The organism is Asticcacaulis taihuensis (assembly GCF_900100255.1).
Lineage (GTDB): Bacteria > Pseudomonadota > Alphaproteobacteria > Caulobacterales > Caulobacteraceae > Asticcacaulis > Asticcacaulis taihuensis.
On the sequence record NZ_FMTS01000001.1, the window covers coordinates 309,606 to 335,494 of the forward strand.

Sequence of the window (25,889 nt, forward strand, 5' to 3'; positions counted from 1 at the left end):
CTGCACCTATTCACAATTTCAAAAAAAAGCAAGCCTCACCGGCAAGAAAAGTACGAATTGCAACCAAAGGATCAAATCCGACCTTGAGCCTCTATCACTGCGCTATTTAAAAAAGACCAAATTCAAGAATCAGGCATCCTCCAGTTCAATTATGCCCGACATATGCTTGAGTGCCCCCCGCAGATGCGCATCCAGATTATAACGCTGCGGCAGTTTGAACTCGATGACGCCTTCACCACCAAGATCGGCCGTCAGGCTGATCTCCCCCCCTTTGGGCGATTTGGACGCTTCCAGCTTTTCCTTGAGTTCAGCCATGTTGATCACATTGGCCAGAACATGCACCCTCAGGCCCATATCATCGGTCTTGAGCGTTTCGGACATGGGACCGGCATCATCGCCAAAGAAGCGCACCTCACCATCCCGGCCCTTGCTGCGCACCTTGAGAACGATCGAATTGCCCACTTCCAGGTGATCCCGGTTCTTGCGCAGGGACTCCGGCGGGAACAGCACCTCATATTCGCCACTGGGGTCGGACAGGGTGACGAAGGCAAACTTTTCACCCGATCCCTGTGCGGCCCGCTCCTGCTTGCGGCGGATAATACCCGCCATACGGAAAGCTTCGCGCCCTTCAGATGCCAGGGCCACCGCATCGGCATAGAGGGTGACATTCCGGCGCTTGAACACATCCAGCATGTCCTGCAACGGATGGCCCGACAGATAGAAACCAATGGCCGCCAGTTCCTCATCTAGCCGCGCTGGTCCCGATACCGTAGCGACATTCGGCAGACGCGGTCTTGATGACTCATTGGAGCCGAACAGGCTGACCTGGGACGCTGCCCGATCAGCCGCCATACTCTGCGCATAGGCCATAAGGATATCAGCCGCCGCCACAATTTGCCCGCGATTGGGATGAATAGAATCGAAGGCCCCTGCCCTGGCGAGGTTTTCCAGTGCCCGCTTGTTGACCGTCTTCGGGTCGATACGCTCCAGGAAGTCAAAGATGTCCGTAAACTTCCCGCCTTCCTCGCGCGCCTGAACCACGCTTTGCATGGCTTCAAAGCCCACATTTCGGATGGCCCCCAAGGCATAAAGCACCTCGCCATTCTCCACATCGAAATCGGCCATGGATCGGTTGATATCTGGGGGCCGGATCGTGACATTGAATCGCCGGGCGTCCTGATAGAAGACCGCCAGCTTGTCGGTATTGGTCATATCAAGGCTGAAGGTCGCGGCGAAGAACTCAACCGGATGATTGGCCTTTAGATAGCCCGTCTGGTAGGAAATAAAGGCATAGGCAGCGGCGTGGGATTTGTTGAAGCCATAGCCGGCGAACTTGTTGACGAGTTCGAAAATACTGTCCGACTGCTTTTCAGGTACGCCCTTTTCAGCCGCACCGGAAATGAACCTTGCTTTTTGCAAGTCCATTTCTTCCTTCTTCTTTTTACCCATAGCCCGGCGCAGCAGATCAGCTTCCCCAAGACTGTATCCCGAAAGAACCTGCGCGATCTGCATCACCTGTTCCTGGTAGATGATGACGCCGTAGGTTTCCTTCAACACCGGCTCAAGGCTTGGATGAAGCATGTCGATTTCCATCCGCCCGAATTTCCGATCGACATAGGTATCAATATTGTCCATCGGCCCCGGGCGATAGAGCGAGATAAGCGCCGTGATCTCCTCCAGCGAGCTACACTGCATCTTGCGCAGAGTGTCACGCATCCCCTGGCTTTCAAGCTGGAACACACCGATCGACTGGCCGGACGCCAACAGATCATAGGTCGGCTTGTCATCCAGCGGCAGGGTTGAATAATCAATATCGACGCCGCGCTTTTTCAGATAGTTCTGCGCCCGTTTGAGCGTGGTCAGGGTCTTCAGACCGAGGAAGTCGAACTTGACGAGGCCGGCGCTTTCCACCCACTTCATATTGAACTGGGTCGCCGGAATATCCGACCGCGAATCACGATACAGCGGCACCAGTTCGGTCAACGGCCGGTCCCCGATCACAATACCGGCGGCATGGGTCGACGCGTTACGGTAAAGCCCTTCTAGTCTCAGCGCCGTATCAAGCAATCGCCGGACCGCGTCATCATCGTCGCGCGCCTCCTTCAGGCGCGGCTCGATTTCGATCGCTTGAGCCAGGGTCGTCGGATTGGCCGGGTTGTTTGGCACCATCTTGCACAGACGATCCACCTGCCCCAGCGGCAACTGCATCACCCGTCCGGTATCACGCAAGACAGCGCGCGCCTGAAGCGTACCGAAGGTAATGATCTGCGCCACCCGGTCACGACCGTATTTTTCCTGCACATAGGAGATCACCTCTTCGCGGCGCTCCTGACAGAAGTCGACGTCGAAGTCCGGCATCGAAACCCGCTCCGGATTGAGGAAGCGCTCGAACAGCAAACCAAAGCGCAAGGGGTCCAGATCGGTAATCGCCAATGCCCAGGCTACAGCCGAGCCCGCACCGGAGCCCCGGCCCGGCCCGACCGGAATATCGTGCGCCTTGCCCCACTTAATAAAGTCCGAAACGATCAGGAAGTAGCCCGGAAAGCCCATCTGGATGATGATGCCGATTTCCCGTTCCAGACGCGCCCAATAGTCCTCCTCCGGCACGGCCAGCTTGACCTGTTTCAGGCGCATTTTCAGGCCCTCGCGCGCCTGATATGTCAATTCTTCCGCCTCGTTTCGTCCAGCGCCGGTGTCAAAGCGCGGCAGGATCGGATCGCGTTTGCTGACGAGAAAAGCGCAACGCCTGGCAATTTCCAATGTGTTGTCGCAGGCTTCCGGCAGATCGGAAAACAATTCCCGCATCATGGCCGCAGGCTTGAACCAATGCTCTTTTGTGACCTTGCGGCGGTCCTCCTGCCCCATATAGGCACCGTCGGAAATACACAGCAGGGCTTCATGCGCCGAAGCCAGATCCTGCGTGGCAAACTGCACATCGTTAGTGGCAACCAGCGGCACGTCATTGGCATAGGCATATTCCACCAGACCGACTTCCGCCACCCCGCCCTTGACACCGCCCTGAGGTGATCCGTCATGACGCTGCAATTCAATGTAAAAACGGTCTCCAAAGGCCGCCTGCATCATCCGAAGCGCTGCCACGGCTTCATCCGGTTTGCCCTGACGGAACAATACGTCCACCGGCCCATCAAAACCGCCCGAAAGCAGGATCAGCCCCTCGCTATGCTCGACTACCTGCTCCCAGCGCACATGCGGCTCTTCGGCGGCATCAGCATCAACATAGGCAATGGAAGACAGCTTTGTGAGGTTGAGATAGCCCGCTTCATTCTGGACAAACAGAACGACGGTCGGGATCTTGCCCCAGCGCTCTGATGGTGCGCCGCCAATTCCCTTTACCGGCAGCGAACAACCAATAATGGGCTGGACGCCCGTGTCCTTGCATACTTGAGAAAATTCGAGAGCGCCGAAGAGATTGCAGCGATCCGCGATTCCCACGGCCGGCATGTTCTGTTTATGGGCAAGCTTGCCCATATCATAAGCCTTGATGGCGCCTTCCAGTAGCGAATAGGCCGACTTGACGCGCAGGTGTATGAAATCTTCGCTCACGATGCGCTCCTATTGGGTGAACCCGGCCTGGTTCGCGCGACTCACGCCGCCAGCGACACCACATGACACATGAGGAAAACAAAACCCGTAACGGCGGCAAATGACAACATGTTATGCAGGGCGCTGACCATTTTTCCACATTCCTTTGCGTTCTATAAACGTTCTTTAATTCACGCTTTGTTCTTTATTCTTGTTTTGTTCCCCACGCAATAGGAATTCTGCTCCACAGGCGGAACAAAATTATAAGCTGTTGATTGATAAGTGGATTAAATTTCTGCGTGAACGTCGAAAGGCACTAACTGGCCATCGAGCAGCCTGACCACGCGGTCCATATGTTTCGCCAGTTCCAGGTTATGGGTAGCGATCACCGCCCCCACACCCTGCGCTTTGACGATGGCCTTGAGGGCGTCAAACACCTGCCCTGATGTCGCCGGGTCGAGATTGCCCGTCGGCTCATCGGCCAGCAGCAGGCGCGGCTTATTGGCCAATGCCCGTGCGATGGCCACGCGTTGCTGTTCGCCACCTGAAAGCTGCGCCGGCAGATGATCCAGCCGTTCAGCGAGCCCAAGGGCGGTTAGTAATTCCCTCGCCCGCGTCTCAGCTTCCTTCATCGGCCGCCCCAGGATGCGCTGCGGTACAGCGACATTGCCTACAGCCGTATATTCCGGCAGCAGGTGATGAAACTGATAGACGAAGCCGATCTTTTCCAGTCGCGCCTTCGTGCGCAAGCGCTCGTCCGCCGAATGGAAGTCCTCACCATCAATGGTGAGGCGGGCATTCGGCGCGGCTTCCAGCAGACCGGCGGCATGAAGCAGGGACGACTTGCCGGACCCCGACGGTCCGACTAGGCCGACCAGTTCACCGGGCATGACATCGAGATCGACGCCTTTCAGCACGGCCAGCTTGCGCCCATCCCCCAGCGCATAATCGCGGTGCAGACCCTTGAGCGACAGAACCGGACTACTCATAACGCAAAGCCTCCACGGGTTCGAGCTTGGAGGCCCAGAGGGCCGGGAAGAAGGTGGAAATACAGGCTGCCAGCAGAGAGGCGATGACCACAAACGCCACCTCCGACGGTTCCATCTTGGCCGGCACCGCGTCGAGATAATAGACATCGGCCGGGAACAGCTTGGTATGCAGCAGCCATTCCAGGAAATGCTGGATCGGCCCGATGAAGGTGCAAAACAGCACCCCCAGCAGCAGGCCCGCAGCCGTACCGGCAGCGCCGATGATCGTGCCCGTCATGAAGAATATCCGCGAGATTGCCGCCCGGTCGGCGCCCATGGTGCGCAGTATGGCGACGTCGCGCGTCTTGTTCTTCACCAGCATGACGATACCGGAAATGATGTTGAGCGTGGCGATGATGACGATGAAGAACAGGATAAACCGCATGGCCGTGCGCTCGACCTTGAGCGCGCCCCACAGCGAGGCGTTCTGCTCCTTCCAGTCGGAAATATAGGCCCCCTCGCCCGCTGCTTTGGTCAGGGCCGGACGATAGAGATCGATATCATAGGGCTTGTCGACCTTGATTTCGACCGTATCCCACTCGTCCTCGCGGTCGAAGAACAGTTGCGCCTGGGAGATCGGCATGTAGATGAAAGCCTTGTCGATATCGCTGACGCCGCTCTTGAAAATGCCGCCGACCGTGTATTCCTTGCGTCTTGGCGTAGCGCCGAAGGCGGTCGAACCACCTGGCGATACGAGCGTCACCTCGTCGCCAGCATTGAGCCCCAGTTCATTGGCCACGCCACTGCCGACCAGGATGACATCCCCGCCGTAATCGCCGACGCCAAACTGCGCCATGCCATCGGCTGGCCGGATGCTGTCGCTGATCAGCTTGGTGTGTTTGAGCGCTTCGGGGATGACGCCACGCATATAGGCCAGCCCCGTCTGGCCATGCGAATTCTGGATAAGACCCGGCGAATCCAGATAAGGATTTGCATCAACAACGCCTGGTATCGCCTTGATCCGCTTGAGCATATCGTCACGATGAGCAAAATCGTTGATTGGCTGCCCGGAAACATAGGCGTGACCGCTAAAGGCCAGGACACGCGACATCAACTCATCGCGGAAACCGTTCATGATCGACAGCACGCTGATCAGCGCCGTCACCGCCAGCATGATGCCGGTGAAGCTGATGATGGCGATGACCGCGATGCCGCCGTCCTTGCGCTTGGTGCGGAGATATTTCAGGGCGAGATCAAATTCCCAGCCTTTGAAATTGAACAGCGACAGCAACGATCCCATGCGATCTATGCCTTGGAAAGTTGCGCGAGACCGTCTTCAAACGGCACGGTCAGGCGCTCACCGGTGGCGCGGTTCTTCAGTTCGACCTGGCCGTCCGCCAGCCCTTTGGGGCCGATGATCAGTTGCCAGGGCACGCCAATCAGGTCCATGGCGGCGAACTTGGCGCCGGCACGCTCGTCGGTATCGTGGTAAAGCACGTCGCGTCCGGCCGATTGCAGGGCCTTGTATGCCTTCTCACAGGCGGCGTCGCAGGCTTCATCACCCTGACGCAGGTTTATGATCGCCACATCAAAAGGCGCGACGCTTTCCGGCCAGATGATGCCGGCCTCATCATGCGAGGCTTCGATGATCGCGCCCAGCAGACGCGACACGCCGACGCCATAGGAGCCCATATGGACGGTGATTTCGCCGTCGGGACCATTGACCACGGCCTTCATCGGTTTGGAATATTTCTCGCCGAAATAGAAGATGTGGCCGACTTCGATACCGCGCGCCGAGACCTGCTTGTCTTCCGGCACCTCGGCCTTGAAGCGTGCGTCGTCGTGCATTTCCTCGGTGGCGGCATAAAGCGCGGTGCGGCCCTCGAAGATATGTTCGAGATTGTCCCAGTCAACATCATTGCCGGGCGCCGGCATATTGATCAGGTCTTCATGGCAGAAGACGGCGCTCTCGCCGGTATCGGCCAGGATGATGAATTCGTGCGACAGGTCGCCGCCGATCGGACCTGTATCGGCACGCATCGGCACGGCCTTCAGACCCAGGCGCGAGAAGATATTCAGATAGGCCGTGAACATGCGGTTGTACGACTTACGCGCCGCCGCCTCGTCAACGTCGAACGAATAGGCGTCCTTCATCAGGAATTCGCGGCCGCGCATCACGCCAAAACGCGGGCGCTGTTCATCGCGGAATTTCCACTGGATATGGAAGAGGTTCAGCGGCAGATCCTTATAGGAACGCACCGTTCCGCGGAAAATTTCCGTGATCATTTCCTCATTGGTCGGCCCGTAGAGCATCTCGCGCTCGTGGCGGTCCTTGATGCGCAGCATTTCCTGGCCGTAATCTTCGTAACGGCCGGATTCACGCCACAGGTCAGCCAGTTGCAGGGTCGGCATCAACAGTTGAATCGAACCGGCCCGCGCCATTTCCTCTTCGACGATCTTCTCGATCTTCTTCAGCACCTTGAAGCCCAGCGGCAGCCAGGCATAGATGCCGGCGGCTTCCTGGCGGATCATACCGGTGCGCAGCATCAGGCGGTGCGAGACAATCTGGGCCTCGGCGGGGTTTTCTTTGAGAAGGGGCAGGAAAAAGCGCGACAGGCGCATGGTTGAGAATCCGTGTGTAACTTGAGTTGCGCGCACCCTAGACAGTTCGTCCTGGAGAGTGAAGCGCTTTTACACGGGATTATGGCGGATTCGCGTTACGCGCCGGGAATTGTCGGCAGCGGAATATGGACGAAGTACATGAAGACGATCACGAACACCCAAACCACCAGCGCCACGACGCTGTTAATTCTGACCTTCTTCCACAGGTTATGAGTGATCGGTGCGCCTGGATCATTGCCCTTGATAACCTCTGTGCCCTCCTCAACCGGCGTGCGGTTCCACAGGGGCAGAATGGCGAAAAAGGTCACCCACCAGATCATCAGATAGATGGCGGCCCAGCTAATCGGGTTCATTGGCGTTTCCTGTAATCCAGCCTAGATCAGTCCCAGGCCCTCTTCCACACCTAATACCAGATTGAGGTTTTGTACAGCGGCGCCGGAAGCGCCCTTGCCGAGGTTGTCAAACACAGCCACCAGGTTGGCCGTATCCTGGTCCGGATTGCCAAAGACATGGATCAACAATTGATTGGTATTGGCAAGTGACGCTCCATGCACCGCAACGGCCGCCGCACTTTCCTCAGCCGTGGCCACGCGCACGAAGGGTTCACCGAGATAATGGGCCGTCAGCAGGTTGCGCACCGCATCTATATCCGGCTCATCGGGCAGCGCCCACAAATGCAGCGGCACCTGAAGGATCAGACCTTGGGGAAAATTAGCGACGATCGGCGTAAAGACCGGGGGGCTTTCCAGACCGGAATAGAGGGTCATTTCCGGCAGGTGCTTGTGCGCCAGACCGGTGGCGTAAAGACGCTCATGTCCTTTGCCGTGATCGGGCGCGCCTTCAAATTCGGCAATCATTGATTTGCCGCCGCCGCTATAGCCCGTAAGTGATGTGGCGGTGATCGGGAAGAAGGACGGGATGATGCCGGCCTCGACCAGAGGGCGCGTCAGGGCAATGAAGCCCGTGGCATGACAGCCGGGATTGCTGATGCGCTTCGATGCCTTGATCGCGGCGCGCTGGTCGTCGCTCATTTCCGGAAAACCGTAGGTCCACTCCGGATCGGTGCGGAAGGCGGTCGAGGCGTCGATCACGCGGACGTCCGGATTTTCAACCATTGACACGGCTTCAATAGCGGCTTCATCCGGCAGGCAGAGGATCACCGCATCAGCCGAATTGAGCGCATCCTTGCGGGCGCCCGCATCCTTGCGTTTGTCGTCACTGAGGCGGATCAGTTCGATATCGCTGCGCTTTTCCAAACGCTCGCAGATCTGCAAACCGGTCGTACCAGCCTCGCCATCGATGAAAACCTTGTGGGACATAGGATGCTCCAGAAAAGGAAGTAAGAAACCCCACCACCATTACGCTCCGCAAAACTTCGTTTCGCTTTGCTAATGGTCCCCCTCCCCGACAAGCGGGGAGGATCAAGAAAGGAATACGCGCTCAAATCTTGTACCTCTCCGCTTGTCGGGGAGGGGGACCGCGCCGAAGGCGTGGTGGTGGGGCTTCTTACTTTGAAAACAAGCAAAGAAAAAGGCGTTCCGGTTTTCCGAAACGCCTTTTCCAAACACACAAGTGTGTCGATTAACGCTTCGAGAACTGGAAGCTCTTACGGGCCTTGGCGCGGCCGTACTTCTTACGCTCGACGACGCGCGAGTCGCGGGTCAGGAAGCCGGCGGCCTTCAGGGTCGGGCGCAGACCCGGCTCATAATAGGTCAGCGCCTTCGACAGGCCGTGACGGATCGCGCCGGCTTGACCCGACAGGCCCGAACCCTGGACCGAAACGAACACGTCGAACTGCGAAGCGCGGTCGGTCAGGTTGAGCGGCTGGGCAATCATCATGCGCAGGACGGGACGGGCGAAATACACTTCCTGTTCGCGGTCATTGATGATCCACTTGCCGGAACCCGGCTTGATCCAGACGCGGGCGATGGCGTTCTTGCGCTTGCCGGTGGCATAGGCGCGGCCGTATTTGTCGAGTTGCTGGACGCGGACAGGCGCGGCTTCAGGGGCCGACGACAGGGAAGCCAGGGCTTCCATACCTTGAGCGGGAGCTTGGATATCGGACATGATTAGACGCTCCGGACGTTCTTGCGGTTCAGCGACTTGAAGTCGACGACTTCCGGCTGCTGAGCTTCGTGGGGATGGGCGGCGCCGGCGTAGATACGCAGGTTGGTCATTTGACCACGGGCCAGCGGGCTTTCCTTCGGCATCATGCGCTCGACGGCCTTGGTCAGGACGCGCTCGGGATACTTGCCGTTCAGCAGTTGGCCAAGCGTGCGCTGCTTGACGCCGCCGGGGTGGCCGGTGTGCCAGTAGAAGATTTCGTTTTCCTTCTTGCCGGTCAGGTGGACCTTCTCGGCATTGATGACGACGATATAGTCGCCGGAATCAACGTGCGGCGTATAGGTGGGCAGGTGCTTGCCGCGAAGACGCATGGCGATGTACGAGGCCAGACGGCCGAGCACGGCGTCCTCGGCGTCGATCACGATCCACTTCTTCTCGACTTCTGCGGGCTTCAGCGCCGCGGTCGTGGAGGTCAACATGATAAAATCCTTAGGTTTCCATCCGGAAAGGATATCCGGGCGGAGAAGAGCGCGGGATATACGGGAGAGACCTCGACCTGTCAACGCATTATTTTTAACAAAAACACCAACAATCAATTGTTTTTAATGAGAAATTCGTTAAAGGTATTAAATTACCGCAACATTTTTCACTGTCACGAAACGGTAATACGGACATGGCAAGCCCTGAACATAGCTCATTTGTGAGGATCAGATGCAAATTTCCCGACGTCTCTTGCTTGGCGGCGCGCTCGCTACCTCTTCCGCTTTCGCTGGCCTTGGCTGCCGCGCTCTGGCCGCTGCCCGTGTCGAACCGGCCGCCGATCCCGGCTATCTCAGCGAAATCGAAGGCTATGGCCCGCTTCTGCCCGATCCGAAAGGCTTTATAGACCTGCCGGACGGCTTTTCCTACACGGCCTTCTCGGCCCTGGGCGAAACCATGGACGACGGTTTCAAAGTGCCGGGCCTGCACGATGGCATGGCCGCCTTCCCGCACACCTCGCCCGACAAGGTGGTGCTGGTGCGCAATCACGAGATCAAGCACAATATCACCGATATCGGTCCGCTCGGCGACCGCCACCAGTTGATCGACAAACTCGACCGCACGCGCGTCTATGACCATGACGCCAACGGCGCGCCTTTAAGTGGCGGCACCACCACCCTGGTCTACAATATCAAGACCCGGCAACTGGAAAGCCACTTCCTGTCACTGACCGGCACCTCGACCAACTGCGCCGGTGGTCCGACACCGTGGGGCTCGTGGCTGTCTTGCGAGGAAACCACCCAGAGCGCCGGAGACGGCGTCAAAAAGGACCACGGTTTCGTCTTTGAGGTGCCCTCCGGCTACAAGGGTCTTGCTGCGCCTGTGCCGATCAAGGCCATGGGCCGCTTCAACCACGAGGCCGTGGCCATCGATCCGCGCACGGGCATCGTCTACATGACCGAAGACATGTCCGACGGCGTATTTTACCGCTACCTGCCGAACGATCCGCGCTACCTCCACAAGGGCGGTCGCCTTCAGGCCCTGGCTTTCCGTGACGTGCCGCGCGCCGCCACAAGCAACAAGTACGCGCATCTGTGGAATGTCGGCGACCGCCATGGCGTCATCTGGATCGACCTGAAGGATGTCGAAAGCCCGGACGACAGCCTGCGCACGCAAGCCTATCTCAAAGGGGCCGCCCGCTTCTCACGCGGCGAAGGCATCCATTACGGTCATAATGAACTGTTCTTCGCCTGCACCTCCGGCGGCGCGAAAGCCTATGGCCAGTTGATGCGCTATATCCCCAGCCCTTACGAAGGCACCGACCGCGAAAAAGATCAGCCCGGCCAGATCGAACTGTTCGTCGAATCCGGTGACCTGCGCGTCATCGACTATGCCGACAACCTGACCGTGGCGCCCTGGGGCCACCTCTATGTCTGTGAGGACCGCTATTCCGACGTGCTGAACAACCACCTGCGCATCGTCACACCCGAAGGCAAGGTCACCACCTTCGCCCGCAATGTCGATGCTCAGCATTCGGAATGGGCCGGCGTGACCTTTTCGCCGGACGGCTCCACCCTGTTCGCCAATATCCAGACCAACAGCGTCACCGTGGCAATCACCGGCCCGTGGGAAAGGTTCAGCAACACCCAAGTCTAGCGAAACACCCGGTCCGCGCGCGCCACACTCCAGGTCAGCCAGACCGCCAGTGCAAGCACGCAGACCGCAACCACCTGATGCGCCAGTGCAAAGCCCAGCGTGACCACCGTAATCAGGGTGGTCACGCCCAGGGCCGCCTGAATCCAGGTCGCGGCTGCCAATGTGGCTGACAAGGATTTCAGGCCGTCGTCATTGATTTTTCGCGCCATCACCAGGGCATAGGCCGTAGAGAAGATCAGCAGCAGATAGGCGTTCATGCGGTGCATGAACTGCACCAGCCCCTGATCGTGGAGGAAGCTGTAGCCGACACCTTTCGCCCAGTCGACCGGCGGGAAAATATGCCCGTTCATCAGCGGCCAGTCATTATAAACCAGGCCGGCGCGATTACCGGCCACCAGGGCGCCCAGCATACATTGCGCGAACACGACTAGGAGCAGCAGCCAGGTCGCCGCTTTCCAGCCGTCCGGCGCGCCCCGACCGCGCGTTTGCCCTTCGAGCGCCTCAAGCCCGGTCCAGACAGAGCCGCACATCAGGATCAGCGCCAGCGACAAATGCGTCATCAGCCGTTCCGGCGCCACTTCTGTCCGGTACTGGAGGCCGGAATAGACCATCCACCAGCCGACAAAGCCCTGGACCGCGATCAGCCCGACCAGCACACCGCAGCGCCAGATCAGCCGCGCCGGTATCGCCTTCGCCAGCAAAAGGCCGATAAAGCCCACCAGGTAGACCAGCCCCAGCAAACGCGCCAGCAGGCGATGCGCCCATTCCCACCAGTAGATGCCCTTGAACTGCTCCAGGTTCATATGGGCGTTCATGATACGGTACTGCGGTATCTTCTGATATCCCTCAAAAGCGGCTTGCCAGTCGGCTTCGTTCATCGGCGGCAGGACACCTGTTACCGGCTTCCATTCGGTGATCGAAAGGCCGGACTCAGTGAGCCGGGTGGCGCCGCCGACGCAAACCAGGGCCAGAACCAGAAAGGCCGCCACAAACAGCCAGACCGCCACCAGGGGTGACTTGAGGGGAAGTCGCGCCATACGCTTCATTCAGATATCCAAGTTTTCGTCCGAACCAGATGCGCCGCTGTCGCCCATTACAAATCCTTGCCGTTCGGCTGAAGAGATTGTAACAAAGCTCTGGCGTCGCTTTGATTTTGCCCATACCGTAACAGGCAATTCAAGCGCTTCGCGCACGAAAAAGGCCGAACAATGGCCAAGAAAGGAAGCTCGCGCCCATGACGGCAGAGAACTATATCCTCGCCACCCTCGCCGGTTTCGTGGTCGGCTGGATCGCCAACGCCATGAGCAAAAGCCGTTTCAGCTTTCCCATCAATGTCTTCGTCGCCATTTTCGGCGCCGTTCTGCTCAATTTTTTCACCCAGAGCAGCGAAATGATCGGCGATCACTTTTTCTCGATTTTGATGATATCCTTCGCCGGCAGTTCGGTATTGCTTGGCCTGTTCCACCTCACCCGCATGATCGAGCGCCGTTAATGGCAAACCCGCTTGACCGGCTCAGCTTGCCCCAGCGCCGCGCCATCACCTGTTTAGGGATTCTCGTCTGGCTGGGCTTTTACGTCTGCGTGGTCGCAGCTCTGGCCGGCTTCCTGCATGGCGGCCAGATCACGGCTCTGATCTTCTATGCCCTGGCCGGCACGCTGTGGGGTGTGCCGATCATTCCGCTTATCTCCTGGTCAGAAAACTACAAAGGGAAAAAGAAGCGCAAATGAGCGAAGAGACGGCCAGACCGATATTGCCCGCCATTGGAAAGGGGCGGCTGGAAGCCTTCAGCGACGGCGTCATCGCCATCATCATCACCATCATGGTGCTGGAACTGCATACGCCCGAAGGCGTCGACCTGCACGCCCTGCTCGATGTCGGCCATACCTTCCTGCTCTATGCCTTAAGCTTCATCTATGTCGGCATCTACTGGAACAATCACCACCACCTGCTCCATGCCTGCCACAAGATAAATGGCGGCGCCCTGTGGGCCAACCTGCACCTGCTGTTCTGGCTGTCGCTGGTCCCCTTCACCACGCGCTGGATGGGCGAAAGCGATTTCGCCACGATCCCGACGGCAGCCTATGGTCTTTCCCTGCTGATGCCCTCCATCGCCTATTCCATACTGGTAAAGGTGCTGATCGCCGTAAACGGCAAGGACAGCGCGGTCGGACGCGCCATCGGCAGCGATGTAAAGGGATATGTCTCCACGGCCATCTACATACTAGGCATAGCCCTGACCTTATGGAACAGCTTTGCCGGTATCGCCTGCTATGTGATCGTGGCCCTGATCTGGCTGGTGCCCGACCGGCGGATCGAGCATTAATCCCCATTATGTTGTGCGGGTCTATGCTTTGGCCATGGAACAGACTGACATTACCCAGCGCCTGCGCAAACTCGCTTTGAATCTGCTTGATGCCTATGAGCAGATCGAAACACCGAACACCTTTGTTGAAGCCAACCGCGCGGCCAAGGCGCTGATCTCGATCGGCAAGGCGATTAAACTGGCCGGTGAAGAGGCGCCTGCGCCCAAACCGGTTGTGCCGCCAGTTGCACCTCCACGGAAGGCCACAGTGGCCTCCCCCTACCTTGAGGTCGAGCGCCAGGCCAGAGCGCTTATCGAGGCCGATAAAGCGCTCCGGGGCGGCGAATTGAGCGAAGCGGAGATTGACGCGCTGCTGGGGCCGCCCGATCCGCCTCCCTTCCCCTCTCCCTTTAAATAAGGGGAGAGGGTGGCCTGCAGGGCCGGGTGAGGGGATGGAATTTACAAGACATTGCGGTGTCGCTGCGCGACCCTTTCTCAGTGGGAGCGACAGGATTGGCTCCGCTACGCTTCGCTGAAAGCTCGCACGCTCGCTTTTCAAACAAGGCTCGAACCTGAGCGCAGGCCATTGAAATCAAAAGACCGCCCCAAAGGGCGGCCTTTCTATTTCAATGGTCGGAGCGACAGGATTCGAACCTGCGACCCCTTGACCCCCAGTCAAGTGCGCTACCAGGCTGCGCCACGCTCCGCCAAAACATAAGGAAAACAGCAAGTGTCGCCCCTAAGAGAGGCGGCTTATAGAGACGAACATCGCCTCCGGCAATCCCCAAAAGTCAGATTTCAGGGAAATTCCACCGGAAATTAACTGCGCTTCGCCCGGTCGATATGGCGCGCCAGGCTAGCCTGCGCCTCTTCCAGCGCATTGGCGATTTTCAGGAAACTGTCCCGCATCTCGGTCGACATCGCCGCCGGTGGCACAGACGCGCCACCAAAGACCGGCTGCTGCACGCCGGCGGCATTTTCAGCGGCGATTTCTTCCCGCGACACCAGCCCCTGCTCGGTCGCCACCACCTCATCGGCCGGGCCTGAATAGCGTTCGCCGGAGGGATTGAGAATGGCCTTCTGGCCTTCGTCCTTGAACAGCTTCTGCACGCCGCGAATGGTATAGCCGCGATCATAAAGCAGGGTTTTCACCCCGTGCAGCAGGTCAATATCCTGCGGCCGGTAGAAACGCCGCCCACCGGCGCGTTTGGTCGGACGGATAAAGGTGAACTTGGTTTCCCAGAAGCGCAGCACATGCTGCGGCACGCCCAAAGCATCGGCGGTCTCGGAAATGGTCCGTAAGGCGAGCGGCCCCTTGTTCACCGGTGCGCTACCTCGTTACTCGTGCGTGCCGGCGTCAACACGCGCCTTGACGATCTGCGAGGCACGGAACGAAATCACCTTGCGCGGATCGATGGCGGCGGGTTTGCCGGTCTTGGGATTGCGGCCGACGCGGGCGTTCTTTTCGCGCACCTGAAAGACGCCAAAGCCCGACAGCTTTACCGTATCGCCACGCTCCAATGCTTCAACGACCAGATCAAGCGTACGCTCGACAATCGCCGCGCACTCCTGCCGCGGCAGGCCCAACTCATTATGGACATCTTCAAAAAGTTCGGCTCGCGTCAAGGTCTGCGATTTCATGGTCTTTGCGCCCCTGCCTGAATGGTTTTAACCAAAGCAAGCACGCACAATGCCGCAATTATCGCTATCCGTCAAAGGGTTATAGCGAATTTGTGATTAAAAACGTGAATCCGGCATCAATGCGGAGAAAAAGAAGGGCGATCCACAGATTACACTCATTACACATACTTTTCAGTCTCTTACCGGCAAGGCCGGCATTAGCCGGATATAAGGCGCCGAGCGCTCCTTAATCTGTGCCATCTGTGTAATCTGTGGATAACCCTTAAATCCGGCTTACAACCGGATCGCCGCCGCGCCCCAGGTCAGGCCACCGCCGAGCGCCTCGATCAGCACCAGATCGCCCGGCTTTACGCGGCCGTCCTGCACACCGACGTACCATGCCAGCGGAATGCTGGCCGCCGAGGTATTGGCGTGCTGCGCCACGGTCGAAATGACCTTGTTTTCATCCAGGCCCAGCCTTTCGGCCACGCCATTGAGAATGCGCTGATTGGCCTGGTGCGGAATAAACCAGTCGATATCGGCGATTTCGAGATTGGCTTTTTCCACTGCCGCTTCAACGGCTTGCGATATCTTGTGAACCGCGTGCTTAAAGACCTGATTGCCCTGCATTCGGATCTTGCCGATGCGGTTTTCAGCCTCGAACGTACCGCCATCGACATAGAGCAGATCGACCTTTGAGCCATCGCAGCGCAGATCGAAACCGAGGATGCCGCGATCCGCCTTGCTCCCCTCGCCTTCGACCGGCTCAACCACAACCGCGCCGGCGCCATCGCCGAACAGGATGCAGGTGCCGCGGTCGCTGTAATCAAGCAACTGGCTCATCGCCTCAGCGCCGATCACCAGCACGCATTTCGACAGGCCACGCGCCACAAAACCATCCGCTACGCTTAAGGCGTAGACAAAGCCGGAGCACACCGCCTGAACGTCAAATGCCGGACAGGTCGGCGCGCCGAGCTTGTTCTGCACGATCGAGGCCGTGGAAGGAAACGGCATGTCCGGCGTGGTGGTGGCGACGATGATGAGGTCAACATCCGCCGCTGTCTTTCCGGCGGCGGTCAGGGCGACCTTGGCGGCCTCCACGGCGAGGTCCGAGGTCTTCATGCCGTCGTCGATCTTGTGACGCTGGCGAATACCGGTCCGTTCGGTAATCCAGGCATCAGAGGTATCCACCATCCGCGCCATATCATCATTGGTGATCACTTGTTCCGGCAGGAATCCGCCAACCCCGGTAACCGCCGATCTTAACACACGCATGTTCCTAGTTTACCTTATCGCCCGCGGCTATCGCGGCTGATGTTTCTTTCAGGCCCGCAGCCAGACTGGCTTCCACTGTCAGGCTTTGTGAAAACTGGGCCAGACTGTCAACAATATCACGCTCATAACCGCTCGCCGCCAGAGAAAGCCCGACCCGGATGGCGTTAGAGAAGGCGCGCGCATCCGCGCCGCCATGGCTCTTGATGACAATGCCCTTCAGGCCCAGAAGAGGGCCACCGTTGCTGGCGCCCGGATCGATGCGCTTCGCCATTGCCTTCAGCGCCGAACCGGCCAGCACGGCCCCCAGCATGGCCATCGGCCCCGATTTGAAGGCATCTTTCAGCAGATCCTTGATAAAACGCGCCGTACCCTCGGCGGTCTTCAGCGCCACATTGCCGGTAAAGCCATCGGTGACGGTGACATCAACCGTGCCGGCGCATAGGTCTGTGCCCTCGACGAAGCCGTAATAGTTCAGGCCGAGCGTATTTTCCCTGAGCAGCTTGTGGGCCTCACGGACCTCCTCATGGCCCTTGACATCTTCCGAACCGACATTGAGCAGACCGATGGACGGCTTTTTGACGCCATGCACGGCGCGGTGGAAGGCGGCCCCCATCAGGGCGAATTCGATCAACTGGCGGGCGTCAGAGGTGACATTGGCGCCGACATCAAGCACGGTGCCGAAGCCGGTTTTGTTCGGCCATGAGCAGCCGATGGCCGGGCGCTCCAGGTCGTCGGTCATCATCTTTAGGATCATCTTGGAGAGCGCCATCAGGGCGCCGGTATTGCCGGCAGAAATGACCGCCCGCGCCTCGCCGGATTTCACGGCATGAATGGCATTGGACAGGCTGGTATTGCGGCGGCGAATCGCCTGAGCCGGCTTTTCATCCATGGCCACGCATTGATCAGTATGGATGACAACCGATCGCGCTTTCAGCTTCGGCAACTTCGCCAGCTCGGCATTGATCCGCACTTCATCACCATGAAGCTGGAAAAAGACCGCCGGATGCTCATCGAGCAAAAGCGCCGCCCCGCACACCGTTACCGCCGGGCCGTGATCGCCGCCCATGGCATCAATGGCGATGACTACTGCATCTTTAGGAATAGCCGAATTCGACTGAGGTTCTGTTGCTGTCGACACGGAGCTATCTGACCTCACCTAAGCTTTTCTCACTCAAAGCACATACTCTGGAAACAAGCCGCGGACGATAGCGGCACTTTGCAACTATGCAAGCCCAATCATCTGCCAGGTGGTCCGTCATGTCGCTATTCATCGCGTTTCAACTGCGCCAGGACGGCAAATGGCGAAGGCTCCTTCACGACTTCCGGCTCTTCGAAAACAGCGCCAGGCTTGCGCTCAAAAGGATCATAGGCTTCGCCCAGCGCTTCGATAACATACTGGCCAAGATCGATTTGGCCGTTTTCGATCACGTCCGGTTCATCAAGATCATCCAGCGTGAATTCGCGGGCGCCGACCTCGGCAACCTCAGTGGTGACGCGCTGCTTTTCGATGCAGTCGATCTCCAACTCGCTTGAAATCTCATGGGTAAAAGGCTCCAGCGTCACACCGCATTCCTGAGTGACCTCGCCCGTGAGCGCCAGGCTGACACGCACAACCGGCTTTTCACCGGCTACGGAACGCGTCTCGACATGGGCGGCAAGGCTGTTCAGTTCGATCATGCCGAACGCCTTTGCAATCACATCGCGGCGCGCCTCGTCGGCAACCAGGTCGACTTTCAGCCCCTTGGCGGCCTGGTCGAAGCGGACACGATGCTCCCAAAGTCCGGTATCCTGCTGGTCACTCATTGCTCTTCTCCACTCATTACAAGGTCTGCCGAGTCTGCATCGCTTTCAAGCGCCGCCGGCGACGGAAAGGACAGCCGGCCTGCCAGTACGTCATCAACCTGAAAGGCATCACAGGCCGCCTGTGCATAGATGGCGAATGCCTGCGCCCGTTCAAGAACCGCCGCCGAAACCGCCTGCCCCCTTACCTCTCCGTCCGCTTCGTCATCGCCATAGTCCGAGCCGGCCATGATCGTGCGGGCCGTATAGTCGGCGGCTGCGGTCAGGCCGGCATTTTCGCGCCACAGATCGTCCCAGCGTTTCAGGCGCGTATAGATAACCTGGCCGAGCTTCTTCATCTTCTTTGGCACGCTGAGATCGCCGACGCCCTGTTCCCGCAGGGTCGAATCAAGCGCCAGCAGGAAGGAATCGAACAGGGCCTGCGCCGTTTCCTGCGCCTGATCATGGCGCGGATCGCCTGCCGGTAAAGATTTCAACCGCGTTACAACAAGCCCGACGTGAAAGGTCAGCAGTTCAAACCGGGACCCGATGGCGTCATCCACGCCGTAGTCGATATAGAAGACCGGCAACCGGGATTGCGTCACGCAGGCCAGGTAAAGCCGGTCGCCGGCCTGCTTTGCAGGGCGCGGTTTGAAGGCGGATTTCAGCTTGTCCAGAAGGCGTTGCATCACATATCTCTGGTTGGGTTGGCCCGATGAATATCCCTTTGGAAACAGGGATGATGTGTCGCCATTCAGGCGCTATATCCGGCGAAAAATTTGCTGTTCACGGCCATGTTTAAGCCTTAAGCTTGCCGTAAGCCTAAATTCCCTATAGGTCAAATGCGTTTCGTTTTCTAAACAGGATATTCATGCGCCTGCTCTCCTTCAAGACAAGCTCGGCTCTGGTTGCCGCGTCCGCCCTGGCCCTGCTGGGCACGGCCTGCGCCCCCACCATGACGCACCACGGCTATCTCGCGCATGAAGCCAAGCCTTCGGTGGACATCAAGGTCGGCGACAGCCAGGCCACTGTGCTCGACAAGCTGGGCGCACCGTCGCAAACCTCTGTCTACAAGCCGTCGGAATGGTATTATATCGACCAAGTGTCGATGAAGATGACCTACAAGCAGCCGCGCGTCACCGCCCGTTCGGTGACCGTCGTTGATTTCGACCCGAGCACACAGACGGTCGCAACCGTAAAGACCCTGTCCCTGGCCGATGGCCGCGTATTGACGCCGAATCCGAACAAGACCCCTACTCGCGGCCGTTCGCTGACCGCGCTTGAACAGGTGCTCGGCACTGTCGGCCACCAGCGCCTCGACAACAGCCAGGACACCAACCCCGGCAACAACCGCCGCCGCGATTAGGCCTTACGGATATTCTTAAACGAAAGCCCGCCAGATGTATGTCTGGCGGGCTTTTGCTTAAGAAAGTGATCCACAGATAAGCCAGATAAGCACAGATGATTTGAACGTGCCCGACGGTCCGCATCGATCTTGATACTTTGCCTGACGGTCGCTTTGCGATCATCGATTTTGCTTATCAGTACACAGACTTTTCCATTCCCACGGACTATCTGTGCTTATCTGGCTTATCTGCGGATCACTCTTCCTAAAAAAGCCCCCCGCCGTTTCCGGCGGGGGCCATTGCCTTAAGCACCGTGAGCGAGAACGGCCAGCATGAGCAAGGCCACAATATTGGTGATCTTAATCATCGGATTGACCGCCGGACCGGCCGTATCCTTGTAAGGATCGCCGACCGTATCGCCGGTCACCGAAGCCTTGTGCGCTTCGGAGCCCTTGAGGTGCTTCACGCCGTCCTTGTCGACAAAGCCGTCCTCGAAGGACTTCTTGGCATTGTCCCAGGCGCCGCCGCCAGAGGTCATCGAGATGGCGACGAAGATACCGGTCACGATAACGCCGAGCAGCATGGCCCCCAACGCTTCAAACGCCGGTACAGCGCCACCGATGAAGTAGACGATGGTGAACAGGATGATCGGCGACAGCACCGGCAGCAGCGACGGGATAACCATTTCCTTGATCGCCGCCTTAGTCAGCATGTCGACCGCCCGGCCGTAGTTGGGCTTGGACGTGCCGGCCATGATGCCGGGATCTTCGCGGAACTGCTTGCGCACCTCCTCCACCACGGCCTGGGCCGCGCGGCCAACAGCCGTCATGCCCATGCCACCGAAGAGATAGGGCAGCAGGCCGCCGATCAGCAGGCCGATAACGACCCACGGCGACGACAGCGAGAAGGTCAGGTTGCCCAGCCCCTGGAAGATGGCCGGGGCGTCCGGCAGACCGGCGAAGTATTTCAGGTCAGACGTATAGGCGGCGAACAAAACCAGGGCGCCAAGACCGGCCGAACCGATGGCATAGCCCTTGGTGACGGCCTTGGTGGTGTTGCCGACCGCATCGAGCGCGTCGGTAGTGTGGCGCACTTCCGGCGGCAAACCGGCCATTTCGGCGATGCCGCCGGCATTATCCGTCACCGGACCGAAGGCATCAAGCGCGACGATCATACCGGCCAGGGCCAGCATGGTGGTGGTGGCAATGGCGATGCCAAACAGGCCCGCGAGCAGATAGCAGCCGATAATGCCGGCCACGATGATCAGCGCAGGGATAGCTGTGGCTTCCATCGAAACCGCAAGACCCTGAATGACATTGGTGCCATGGCCCGTGACCGAAGCCTGGGCAATGGAGACGACCGGACGCTTGCCGGTGCCGGTATAGTATTCCGTCACCACGATAAAGCCCGCCGTCACGGCCAGGCCGACGAGACCACAATAGAACAGAGTCATGCCTGTAAAGTGGAAGGTGGTGCCCGCAGAGACATACTCAAACGGCGTATCGAAGCCGAGGCCGGGCAGATATTTAATAACCGCCGCCAGCGCCACGATCGACAAGAGACCGGTGGCGATCAGCCCCTTGTAGAGGGCGTTCATGATGTGGTTGTCCTTGCCCAGGCGGACAAAGAAGGTGCCAATGATAGAGGTGAGGATACAGACGCCGCAAATAACGAGCGGTAGCAGCATCATCATGCCGACATAAGGGGTTTCACCAAAGAAGATGGCCGCCAGAACCATGGTGGCGACCGTGGTCACCGCATAGGTCTCGAACAAATCGGCCGCCATGCCGGCGCAGTCACCGACATTATCCCCGACGTTATCGGCGATGGTGGCCGGATTGCGGGGATCGTCTTCAGGGATACCGGCTTCAACCTTGCCGACCATATCACCGCCGACATCCGCTCCCTTGGTGAAGATGCCGCCACCGAGACGGGCGAAGATCGAGATTAGCGACGCGCCAAAGCCCAGGGACACCAGGGCGTTGATCAGATCGCGGTCATGCGCCGTCTTGTGCAGCACTTCTGTCAGGTAGGCATAATAACCCGACACGCCGAGCAACGCCCCGCCGGCTACGAACAGGCCGGTGATGGCGCCGGCATTGAAGGCGAGCTTCAAGCCCTTGGCCAAACCGTCGGAAGCCGCCTGCGCGGTACGGACATTGGCCCGCACCGAAATCAGCATACCGGCATAACCGGCGGCGCCCGAAAGCACCGCACCGATCAGAAAGCCGATAGCTGACAAATAACCAAGAAAGATAAAGGCAAGTATGAAAATGACCACGCCGACCATGGCGATGGTGGTATACTGACGCTTGAGGTAGGCCGCGGCGCCTTCCTGAATCGCCGCGGCGATTTCCTGCATACGCGCATTGCCTGCATTGGCCTTCATCAGGCCAAGAGTCTGGACGACACCATACAGCAGGCCAAGTATGCCGGCCGCGATGGCCAGCATCAAAGCAATATTCATAATGTAACCCCTGTGTCTTTATATTTGAGGGGCGCACAATGACCGCCGCCCCATTTTCGGGAATCAAAAAGAAGACAAAATACAGTGCCTTACTTTTCGATTGGGATCGAGAGTGCCAAATGTTCACCTGAGTTTCAAGGCCATATGTTGCCGCAACCCATTATAATTCAAAGGCTTTCGCGCCACGAATGCTGCATTGCGGGCTTGCGAATACTTATAATCTGTAAATTCAGACTGTTATGAAAAACGCACCGCAACACAACCAGCGGGGGATATCCGTCAATACGGATGGCGCTTCGGGCTTTGCGACAGCACATCAATCGACTTAATGACGCCGGGGCCGGTAATTTTCGTCCATTCCCCCATCATCGCCTGCTTGAAGCGGGGCTCATCCAGCAGGTAATCCTTGCCGGACTGGGCAAAGGAGGTCCGCGACGCAGCGCGAACCAGGGCGTCGCGGAAATAGGGTTCCTTGTCGCGGAATTTCGCCTCGTCGGCCGTCATTGTCAGGTTGATGCGGATATTCAGGAAGATGTAATTGACGACCCGCCCGTCGACACTGATCGGGATGGCGACCGCGCCCAATTGCACCGAGGCATTGCCGGCCTTTTTCGCCTCTCCCCCTTCGCTGGCCAGGGCTGGCGGAGCAGACAGACACAGGCAGGCGGCGGCAGCGCCCAGCAAATAACGACGATCAGGTTTCATGCGTCGATACTGGCGCAGAATGGTTGACAACGCCTGAATGAAAAAGCCCTCCAGGATGCCGGAGGGCTTCATGATCAGTGATGATGGCGCTTGCCATCGTGCCAATGGCCGTCCTTGTCACGCCAGCCATAGGGATTATCGTTATCATTGCGCCAGGCTTCGCCATAGGCATAGGGCGGCGGCGTGGTGTGGCGGTAACGGTCATAATAGACGTGCTGATAGCGGTCCTGAGGTGGGCGCTCCTTGTAATAGACGACCGTATAGCCCGGAGGCGGCGGGGCCGGATCGTAATAGGCGCCCTGGTAGGAATAGTATTCGCCGTTATAGCATTTCACGCTCGACTTGCCGACATTATTGCCGATCACACCGCCGACGACCGCGCCGCCGACCGTGCCGAGACCACGTTCGTTCTTCGATATCTGACTGCCCACCAAGCCGCCAATAACCGCGCCGATAATGGTGCCGTTGGTCTGGGCTTCCTTCTTCTTGGCATAGCAATAGCCATCATATCCGCGCAGGTCACGATCCTGAGCCGAAGCCAGGCCGGGCATTATCAGGCCCGCCGCCAGGCTGATCACCAGCCCCATTTTCAGAGTCGTTTTCATTCGGAATACCCTCCTCAGATTATCGCCGACCTGTACGTGACGCCGGCCATGCTTGAAAGGGCTAGGCGGAAACCCGGCTTATCGCAATGCGGGCGCCCGCTGGTTTATGCGGGGATTTTGTAAGGTTTCTGAAAATGGCCATTCGCCGCGCCTAAAGCGGATGCGTAAAGCCCTTTTTCGTCACGTCCAGGCGTCGATTGTCGGACCACAACTCCGCCCCCGCCGGGGTGTCATCAGACAGACCGATGCAGGCGCCGATATCGTAAAAGCCGGCCAGTACGAGGGCCTTCGCGCCCATCTCGCTGGCCGTGCAGAGGATCTGGTAATCATCGCCGCCAGTGCATAGAGCCACCGGGCTGATACCCGAGGCGATAGCGGCACGGGCGGACAGCGATGTCGGCACGCGGTTGAGGTCCAGCCGGATCATCAGGTTGTTGGCACGGGCCAGATGGTCGGCATCAGCCAGCAGGCCATCGGAAATATCCATGGCGCTGCGGGCATGATCGCGGAGGACGGGGATCAGGTCAGTACGGATCTCCGGCAGGTGATAGGCGCTGATGACCTCATTGACATCCTCATGCGACAAACCGAGCAATTGCCCCTGCAGGGCTTTCAGGCCAAGATATCCCTGTCCGATATAGCCGCTGACAAGTACCCGGTCGCCCGGCTTGGCGCCGAGACGGGACAGGGTTTTTCCCGCCGGTGCCTTGCCAAACATCGTCATGGAGACCACCAGCGGCCCTTCGGTGGAGACCGTATCGCCGCCGAACAGGCTGAGGCCATAGCGGTCCTGGTCGATCTTCAGTCCACGCGCGAAATCGGCTTTTTCGGCATAGGTTGTGCCGCGCGGCCAGGCGGTCACAAGCTGGTAGCCGTAGGGCCTTGCCCCCTTGGCGACGATGTCCGACAGGTTAACGCGCATCAGCTTGCGCGCCACCAAATCGAGCGGATCATGCTCGAAAAAATGGACACCGCCGACCAGGGCATCGGTATTGACGACCAGATCGCAGATCGGATCACCGGCAATGACGGCGACATCATCGATCAGTCCCCTCGCCTCGCGGCTGAGGCCCGCCAGCGGCTTGAATAACTGGTCGATGATGGAAAACTCGTCGGGTTCGCTCATACCGCTCTCACCGCGATCAGAAGGCTGCCATTTTGCACGTCACAGGTGAAAATACGACAAAACTTTCCGTGACTTTCGCCTATCGGGCTTTTATTTGCGCACATCCGCCGCGATGCCATCGAGCGCAGCATTGACGAAACGCGCCTCGGTTTCGCCGTAGAAGGCGCGGGCGATCTCGACATATTCATTGATGATCACCTGGAGGCCGATATCGGTGCGGAACTTCAGCTCCCAGGTGCCGGCGCGCAATATGGCACGGACCGTCGGATCGAGGCGCTCTATACGCCAGCCCGAAGCCAGGCGGTTGATGATCAGCGGATCAATCGCCGACTGTTCCTTGACGATGGTGCGCGCGCCTTCGGCAAAGAAGGCTTCGTCAGCGGCCGCCAGCGGCTCGCCATCAAGATCACCATCGAAGCGATAGTCGGAAAATTCCTTGATGACCGTTTCAACACCAGCGCCCGTGATATCAAGCTGGTAAAGCGCCTGAACCAAGACCAGGCGCGCTACCGTGCGTGCGCGCTTTTCCTTGTTGGAGAGCGCTTTCGCGTCAGATTCATTGGCGTTGAGCTGGTCGATGACCGCCTTCAGGCTGGTCGGCTTTGGCGTGGCGGCGTCGCTCATTGGGTGCCATCCATCAGGCTTTTGCGCAAGGATATCATTGTCAGACAGACCTTGGCGACCGTGCCGCCCTTGTCACCTTCTGAGCGCCGGGCGCGCACCCATGCCTGGTCTTCGTCTTCCACGGTCAGGATGCCGTAGCCGATGGCCAGGCGCTGCTTGTAACTGAGGTCCATGAGACCACGGGCGGATTCATTGCAGACATAATCATAGTGGGTGGTATCACCGCGGATAACACAACCGAGCGCCACATAACCATCATAGGCGCGGCCGGCCGGACGATGAGCGGCGTCTTCAGCCATGGCGATGGCGGCCGGGATTTCAAACGCGCCCGGCACCGTGACCACATCATATTCCGCACCGAGGGCTTCAAGCGCGTCTTTGGCGCCGGCCAAAAGCTCGTCAGCAATATCGTCGTAGAAGCGGCTTTCAACGATCAGGATGCGAAGCGGGTTTTCAATGGTCAAAGCGAGTCGTCCTCAAAAGGAATAGTAGTCAGGCTGCATACGCCTTTCTGCGGTAACGAAAAAGCCAAATCTTGGCTAGGTAGAAAGGAAGGGAGTTATCCACAGATTGCACAGATTAGCACAGATTAAGAAAGGAAGAGGATTAAGAGGAGAAAATGGATATGTCTGCACTCCGCCATGAACAGTGAATGCGCGACGGCTTGTCTAAACTTTTGAGCGCTTCGCGCTCTTAAGAAAGGAAC

At 58.6% G+C, this 25,889-nt stretch carries 27 protein-coding genes and 1 tRNA gene; 6 read left to right on the plus strand and 22 right to left on the minus strand.

Features of this window, described 5'->3' with window-relative positions; translation table 11 throughout:
* Positions 1-129: 129 nt before the first annotated feature.
* The 8 genes from dnaE to rplM all read right to left on the minus strand — a co-directional run bounded on the left by dnaE (position 130) and on the right by rplM (position 9,676).
* Positions 130-3,564: a DNA polymerase III subunit alpha gene (dnaE, locus tag BLO49_RS01425; protein WP_090643284.1), complete on the minus strand. Its 3,435-nt coding sequence runs from the start codon at positions 3,562-3,564 to the stop codon at positions 130-132.
* A gap of 266 nt (positions 3,565-3,830) precedes the next feature.
* A complete protein-coding gene (locus BLO49_RS01430) occupies positions 3,831-4,532 on the minus strand; it encodes an ABC transporter ATP-binding protein (protein WP_090643287.1) in 702 nt (233 codons plus the stop codon).
* Positions 4,525-5,811, minus strand: coding sequence for a lipoprotein-releasing ABC transporter permease subunit (locus BLO49_RS01435; RefSeq protein WP_090643289.1), 1,287 nt, complete (start codon positions 5,809-5,811; stop codon positions 4,525-4,527). Before BLO49_RS01435 ends, BLO49_RS01430 begins: the two co-directional genes overlap by 8 nt.
* Positions 5,812-5,816: 5 nt before the next feature.
* Positions 5,817-7,133 (minus strand): proline--tRNA ligase, encoded by a 1,317-nt coding sequence (gene proS, locus BLO49_RS01440; RefSeq protein ID WP_090643292.1) that lies wholly within the window; start codon positions 7,131-7,133, stop codon positions 5,817-5,819.
* Positions 7,134-7,228: 95 nt separating this feature from the next.
* Entirely contained in the window at positions 7,229-7,486 is a 258-nt protein-coding gene (locus BLO49_RS01445; RefSeq protein ID WP_090643294.1) for a DUF1467 family protein, read from the minus strand.
* A 21-nt stretch (positions 7,487-7,507) separates the two neighbouring features.
* Positions 7,508-8,452: an N-acetyl-gamma-glutamyl-phosphate reductase gene (gene argC, locus BLO49_RS01450; protein ID WP_090643296.1), complete on the minus strand. Its 945-nt coding sequence runs from the start codon at positions 8,450-8,452 to the stop codon at positions 7,508-7,510.
* Between the two features lie 262 nt (positions 8,453-8,714).
* Positions 8,715-9,200 (minus strand): 30S ribosomal protein S9, encoded by a 486-nt coding sequence (gene rpsI, locus BLO49_RS01455; RefSeq protein ID WP_090643298.1) that lies wholly within the window; start codon positions 9,198-9,200, stop codon positions 8,715-8,717.
* 2 nt (positions 9,201-9,202) lie between these two features.
* Positions 9,203-9,676, minus strand: a complete 474-nt coding sequence (gene rplM, locus BLO49_RS01460; protein WP_090643301.1) for a 50S ribosomal protein L13 — start codon at positions 9,674-9,676, stop codon at positions 9,203-9,205.
* Positions 9,677-9,908: 232 nt separating this feature from the next.
* Between rplM and BLO49_RS01465 the strand changes: the two genes are divergently transcribed.
* Positions 9,909-11,333 carry an alkaline phosphatase PhoX gene (locus BLO49_RS01465; protein WP_090643303.1) on the plus strand — a complete coding sequence of 475 codons (1,425 nt, stop codon included), beginning with the start codon at positions 9,909-9,911 and terminating at the stop codon, positions 11,331-11,333.
* Here BLO49_RS01465 and BLO49_RS01470 read toward each other — a convergent pair.
* Entirely contained in the window at positions 11,330-12,379 is a 1,050-nt protein-coding gene (locus tag BLO49_RS01470) for a COX15/CtaA family protein (RefSeq protein WP_415499851.1), read from the minus strand. The two genes, BLO49_RS01465 and BLO49_RS01470, sit on opposite strands and share 4 nt — an antisense overlap.
* Positions 12,380-12,567: 188 nt before the next feature.
* On the opposite strand from BLO49_RS01470, the gene BLO49_RS01475 reads away from it, so the two are divergent.
* The 4 genes from BLO49_RS01475 to BLO49_RS01490 are packed head-to-tail and all read left to right on the plus strand — an operon-like array spanning position 12,568 to position 14,054.
* Complete coding sequence (locus tag BLO49_RS01475; protein ID WP_090643306.1) at positions 12,568-12,825, plus strand: transglycosylase; 258 nt, start codon at positions 12,568-12,570, stop codon at positions 12,823-12,825.
* The gene (locus tag BLO49_RS01480) at positions 12,825-13,061 is read left to right on the plus strand and encodes a DUF2842 domain-containing protein (RefSeq protein WP_090643309.1); all 237 of its coding nucleotides are present in this window, start codon (positions 12,825-12,827) and stop codon (positions 13,059-13,061) included. Before BLO49_RS01475 ends, BLO49_RS01480 begins: the two co-directional genes overlap by 1 nt.
* Positions 13,058-13,657 carry a TMEM175 family protein gene (locus BLO49_RS01485; RefSeq protein ID WP_220083683.1) on the plus strand — a complete coding sequence of 200 codons (600 nt, stop codon included), beginning with the start codon at positions 13,058-13,060 and terminating at the stop codon, positions 13,655-13,657. Before BLO49_RS01480 ends, BLO49_RS01485 begins: the two co-directional genes overlap by 4 nt.
* A 34-nt stretch (positions 13,658-13,691) precedes the next feature.
* Positions 13,692-14,054 (plus strand): hypothetical protein, encoded by a 363-nt coding sequence (locus BLO49_RS01490; RefSeq protein ID WP_090643311.1) that lies wholly within the window; start codon positions 13,692-13,694, stop codon positions 14,052-14,054.
* A 212-nt stretch (positions 14,055-14,266) separates the two neighbouring features.
* Here BLO49_RS01490 and BLO49_RS01495 read toward each other — a convergent pair.
* The 7 genes from BLO49_RS01495 to BLO49_RS01525 form a co-directional block, all read right to left on the minus strand.
* Positions 14,267-14,343, minus strand: a tRNA-Pro gene (locus BLO49_RS01495).
* Between the two features lie 112 nt (positions 14,344-14,455).
* Positions 14,456-14,959: a MerR family transcriptional regulator gene (locus tag BLO49_RS01500; protein ID WP_090643314.1), complete on the minus strand. Its 504-nt coding sequence runs from the start codon at positions 14,957-14,959 to the stop codon at positions 14,456-14,458.
* Positions 14,960-14,974: 15 nt separating this feature from the next.
* A complete protein-coding gene (locus BLO49_RS01505) occupies positions 14,975-15,277 on the minus strand; it encodes an integration host factor subunit alpha (RefSeq protein WP_018080247.1) in 303 nt (100 codons plus the stop codon).
* Between the two features lie 273 nt (positions 15,278-15,550).
* Positions 15,551-16,531 carry a beta-ketoacyl-ACP synthase III gene (locus tag BLO49_RS01510; RefSeq protein WP_090643316.1) on the minus strand — a complete coding sequence of 327 codons (981 nt, stop codon included), beginning with the start codon at positions 16,529-16,531 and terminating at the stop codon, positions 15,551-15,553.
* Between the two features lie 4 nt (positions 16,532-16,535).
* A complete protein-coding gene (plsX, locus tag BLO49_RS01515; protein ID WP_281187215.1) occupies positions 16,536-17,633 on the minus strand; it encodes a phosphate acyltransferase PlsX in 1,098 nt (365 codons plus the stop codon).
* Between the two features lie 161 nt (positions 17,634-17,794).
* Positions 17,795-18,334: a YceD family protein gene (locus tag BLO49_RS01520; RefSeq protein ID WP_090643320.1), complete on the minus strand. Its 540-nt coding sequence runs from the start codon at positions 18,332-18,334 to the stop codon at positions 17,795-17,797.
* Complete coding sequence (locus BLO49_RS01525) at positions 18,331-18,999, minus strand: ubiquinol-cytochrome C chaperone family protein (protein ID WP_090643322.1); 669 nt, start codon at positions 18,997-18,999, stop codon at positions 18,331-18,333. The genes BLO49_RS01520 and BLO49_RS01525 overlap by 4 nt, the downstream gene beginning before the upstream one ends.
* Positions 19,000-19,181: 182 nt before the next feature.
* Here BLO49_RS01525 and bamE point away from each other — a divergent pair, with 182 nt between their 5' ends.
* On the plus strand, positions 19,182-19,676 hold the full coding sequence (gene bamE / locus BLO49_RS01530) for an outer membrane protein assembly factor BamE domain-containing protein (RefSeq protein WP_090643325.1): 495 nt from the start codon (positions 19,182-19,184) through the stop codon (positions 19,674-19,676).
* Between the two features lie 284 nt (positions 19,677-19,960).
* On the opposite strand, the gene BLO49_RS01535 is transcribed toward bamE, so the two are convergent.
* The 6 genes from BLO49_RS01535 to BLO49_RS01560 all read right to left on the minus strand — a co-directional run bounded on the left by BLO49_RS01535 (position 19,961) and on the right by BLO49_RS01560 (position 25,647).
* Positions 19,961-22,123, minus strand: a complete 2,163-nt coding sequence (locus BLO49_RS01535; protein ID WP_170828157.1) for a sodium-translocating pyrophosphatase — start codon at positions 22,121-22,123, stop codon at positions 19,961-19,963.
* Positions 22,124-22,402: 279 nt separating this feature from the next.
* On the minus strand, positions 22,403-22,933 hold the full coding sequence (locus BLO49_RS01540; RefSeq protein WP_139159596.1) for a hypothetical protein: 531 nt from the start codon (positions 22,931-22,933) through the stop codon (positions 22,403-22,405).
* The gene (locus BLO49_RS01545) at positions 22,903-23,433 is read right to left on the minus strand and encodes a glycine zipper 2TM domain-containing protein (RefSeq protein WP_245678819.1); all 531 of its coding nucleotides are present in this window, start codon (positions 23,431-23,433) and stop codon (positions 22,903-22,905) included. Before BLO49_RS01545 ends, BLO49_RS01540 begins: the two co-directional genes overlap by 31 nt.
* A 151-nt stretch (positions 23,434-23,584) precedes the next feature.
* On the minus strand, positions 23,585-24,559 hold the full coding sequence (thiL, locus tag BLO49_RS01550; RefSeq protein WP_090643330.1) for a thiamine-phosphate kinase: 975 nt from the start codon (positions 24,557-24,559) through the stop codon (positions 23,585-23,587).
* 90 nt (positions 24,560-24,649) lie between these two features.
* Complete coding sequence (gene nusB, locus BLO49_RS01555) at positions 24,650-25,183, minus strand: transcription antitermination factor NusB (protein ID WP_090643333.1); 534 nt, start codon at positions 25,181-25,183, stop codon at positions 24,650-24,652.
* A complete protein-coding gene (locus BLO49_RS01560) occupies positions 25,180-25,647 on the minus strand; it encodes a 6,7-dimethyl-8-ribityllumazine synthase (protein ID WP_090643339.1) in 468 nt (155 codons plus the stop codon). The genes nusB and BLO49_RS01560 overlap by 4 nt, the downstream gene beginning before the upstream one ends.
* Between the last annotated feature and the right edge of the window lie 242 nt (positions 25,648-25,889).

Coding starts and splice junctions, on each gene's coding strand:
- BLO49_RS01545 (WP_245678819.1), bottom strand. CDS start 23,433: ATGAAAACGACTCTGAAAATGGGGCTGGTGATCAGCCTGGCGGCGGGC.
- BLO49_RS01520 (WP_090643320.1), bottom strand. CDS start 18,334: ATGAGTGACCAGCAGGATACCGGACTTTGGGAGCATCGTGTCCGCTTC.
- BLO49_RS01490 (WP_090643311.1), top strand. CDS start 13,692: ATGGAACAGACTGACATTACCCAGCGCCTGCGCAAACTCGCTTTGAAT.
- BLO49_RS01480 (WP_090643309.1), top strand. CDS start 12,825: ATGGCAAACCCGCTTGACCGGCTCAGCTTGCCCCAGCGCCGCGCCATC.
- nusB (WP_090643333.1), bottom strand. CDS start 25,183: ATGAGCGACGCCGCCACGCCAAAGCCGACCAGCCTGAAGGCGGTCATC.
- proS (WP_090643292.1), bottom strand. CDS start 7,133: ATGCGCCTGTCGCGCTTTTTCCTGCCCCTTCTCAAAGAAAACCCCGCC.
- rplM (WP_090643301.1), bottom strand. CDS start 9,676: ATGTTGACCTCCACGACCGCGGCGCTGAAGCCCGCAGAAGTCGAGAAG.
- thiL (WP_090643330.1), bottom strand. CDS start 24,559: ATGAGCGAACCCGACGAGTTTTCCATCATCGACCAGTTATTCAAGCCG.
- BLO49_RS01430 (WP_090643287.1), bottom strand. CDS start 4,532: ATGAGTAGTCCGGTTCTGTCGCTCAAGGGTCTGCACCGCGATTATGCG.
- BLO49_RS01475 (WP_090643306.1), top strand. CDS start 12,568: ATGACGGCAGAGAACTATATCCTCGCCACCCTCGCCGGTTTCGTGGTC.
- BLO49_RS01505 (WP_018080247.1), bottom strand. CDS start 15,277: ATGAAATCGCAGACCTTGACGCGAGCCGAACTTTTTGAAGATGTCCAT.
- BLO49_RS01445 (WP_090643294.1), bottom strand. CDS start 7,486: ATGAACCCGATTAGCTGGGCCGCCATCTATCTGATGATCTGGTGGGTG.
- BLO49_RS01470 (WP_415499851.1), bottom strand. CDS start 12,379: ATGAAGCGTATGGCGCGACTTCCCCTCAAGTCACCCCTGGTGGCGGTC.
- rpsI (WP_090643298.1), bottom strand. CDS start 9,200: ATGTCCGATATCCAAGCTCCCGCTCAAGGTATGGAAGCCCTGGCTTCC.
- argC (WP_090643296.1), bottom strand. CDS start 8,452: ATGTCCCACAAGGTTTTCATCGATGGCGAGGCTGGTACGACCGGTTTG.
- BLO49_RS01535 (WP_170828157.1), bottom strand. CDS start 22,123: ATGAATATTGCTTTGATGCTGGCCATCGCGGCCGGCATACTTGGCCTG.
- BLO49_RS01525 (WP_090643322.1), bottom strand. CDS start 18,999: ATGCAACGCCTTCTGGACAAGCTGAAATCCGCCTTCAAACCGCGCCCT.
- BLO49_RS01435 (WP_090643289.1), bottom strand. CDS start 5,811: ATGGGATCGTTGCTGTCGCTGTTCAATTTCAAAGGCTGGGAATTTGAT.
- bamE (WP_090643325.1), top strand. CDS start 19,182: ATGCGCCTGCTCTCCTTCAAGACAAGCTCGGCTCTGGTTGCCGCGTCC.
- BLO49_RS01510 (WP_090643316.1), bottom strand. CDS start 16,531: ATGCGTGTGTTAAGATCGGCGGTTACCGGGGTTGGCGGATTCCTGCCG.
- BLO49_RS01465 (WP_090643303.1), top strand. CDS start 9,909: ATGCAAATTTCCCGACGTCTCTTGCTTGGCGGCGCGCTCGCTACCTCT.
- BLO49_RS01485 (WP_220083683.1), top strand. CDS start 13,058: ATGAGCGAAGAGACGGCCAGACCGATATTGCCCGCCATTGGAAAGGGG.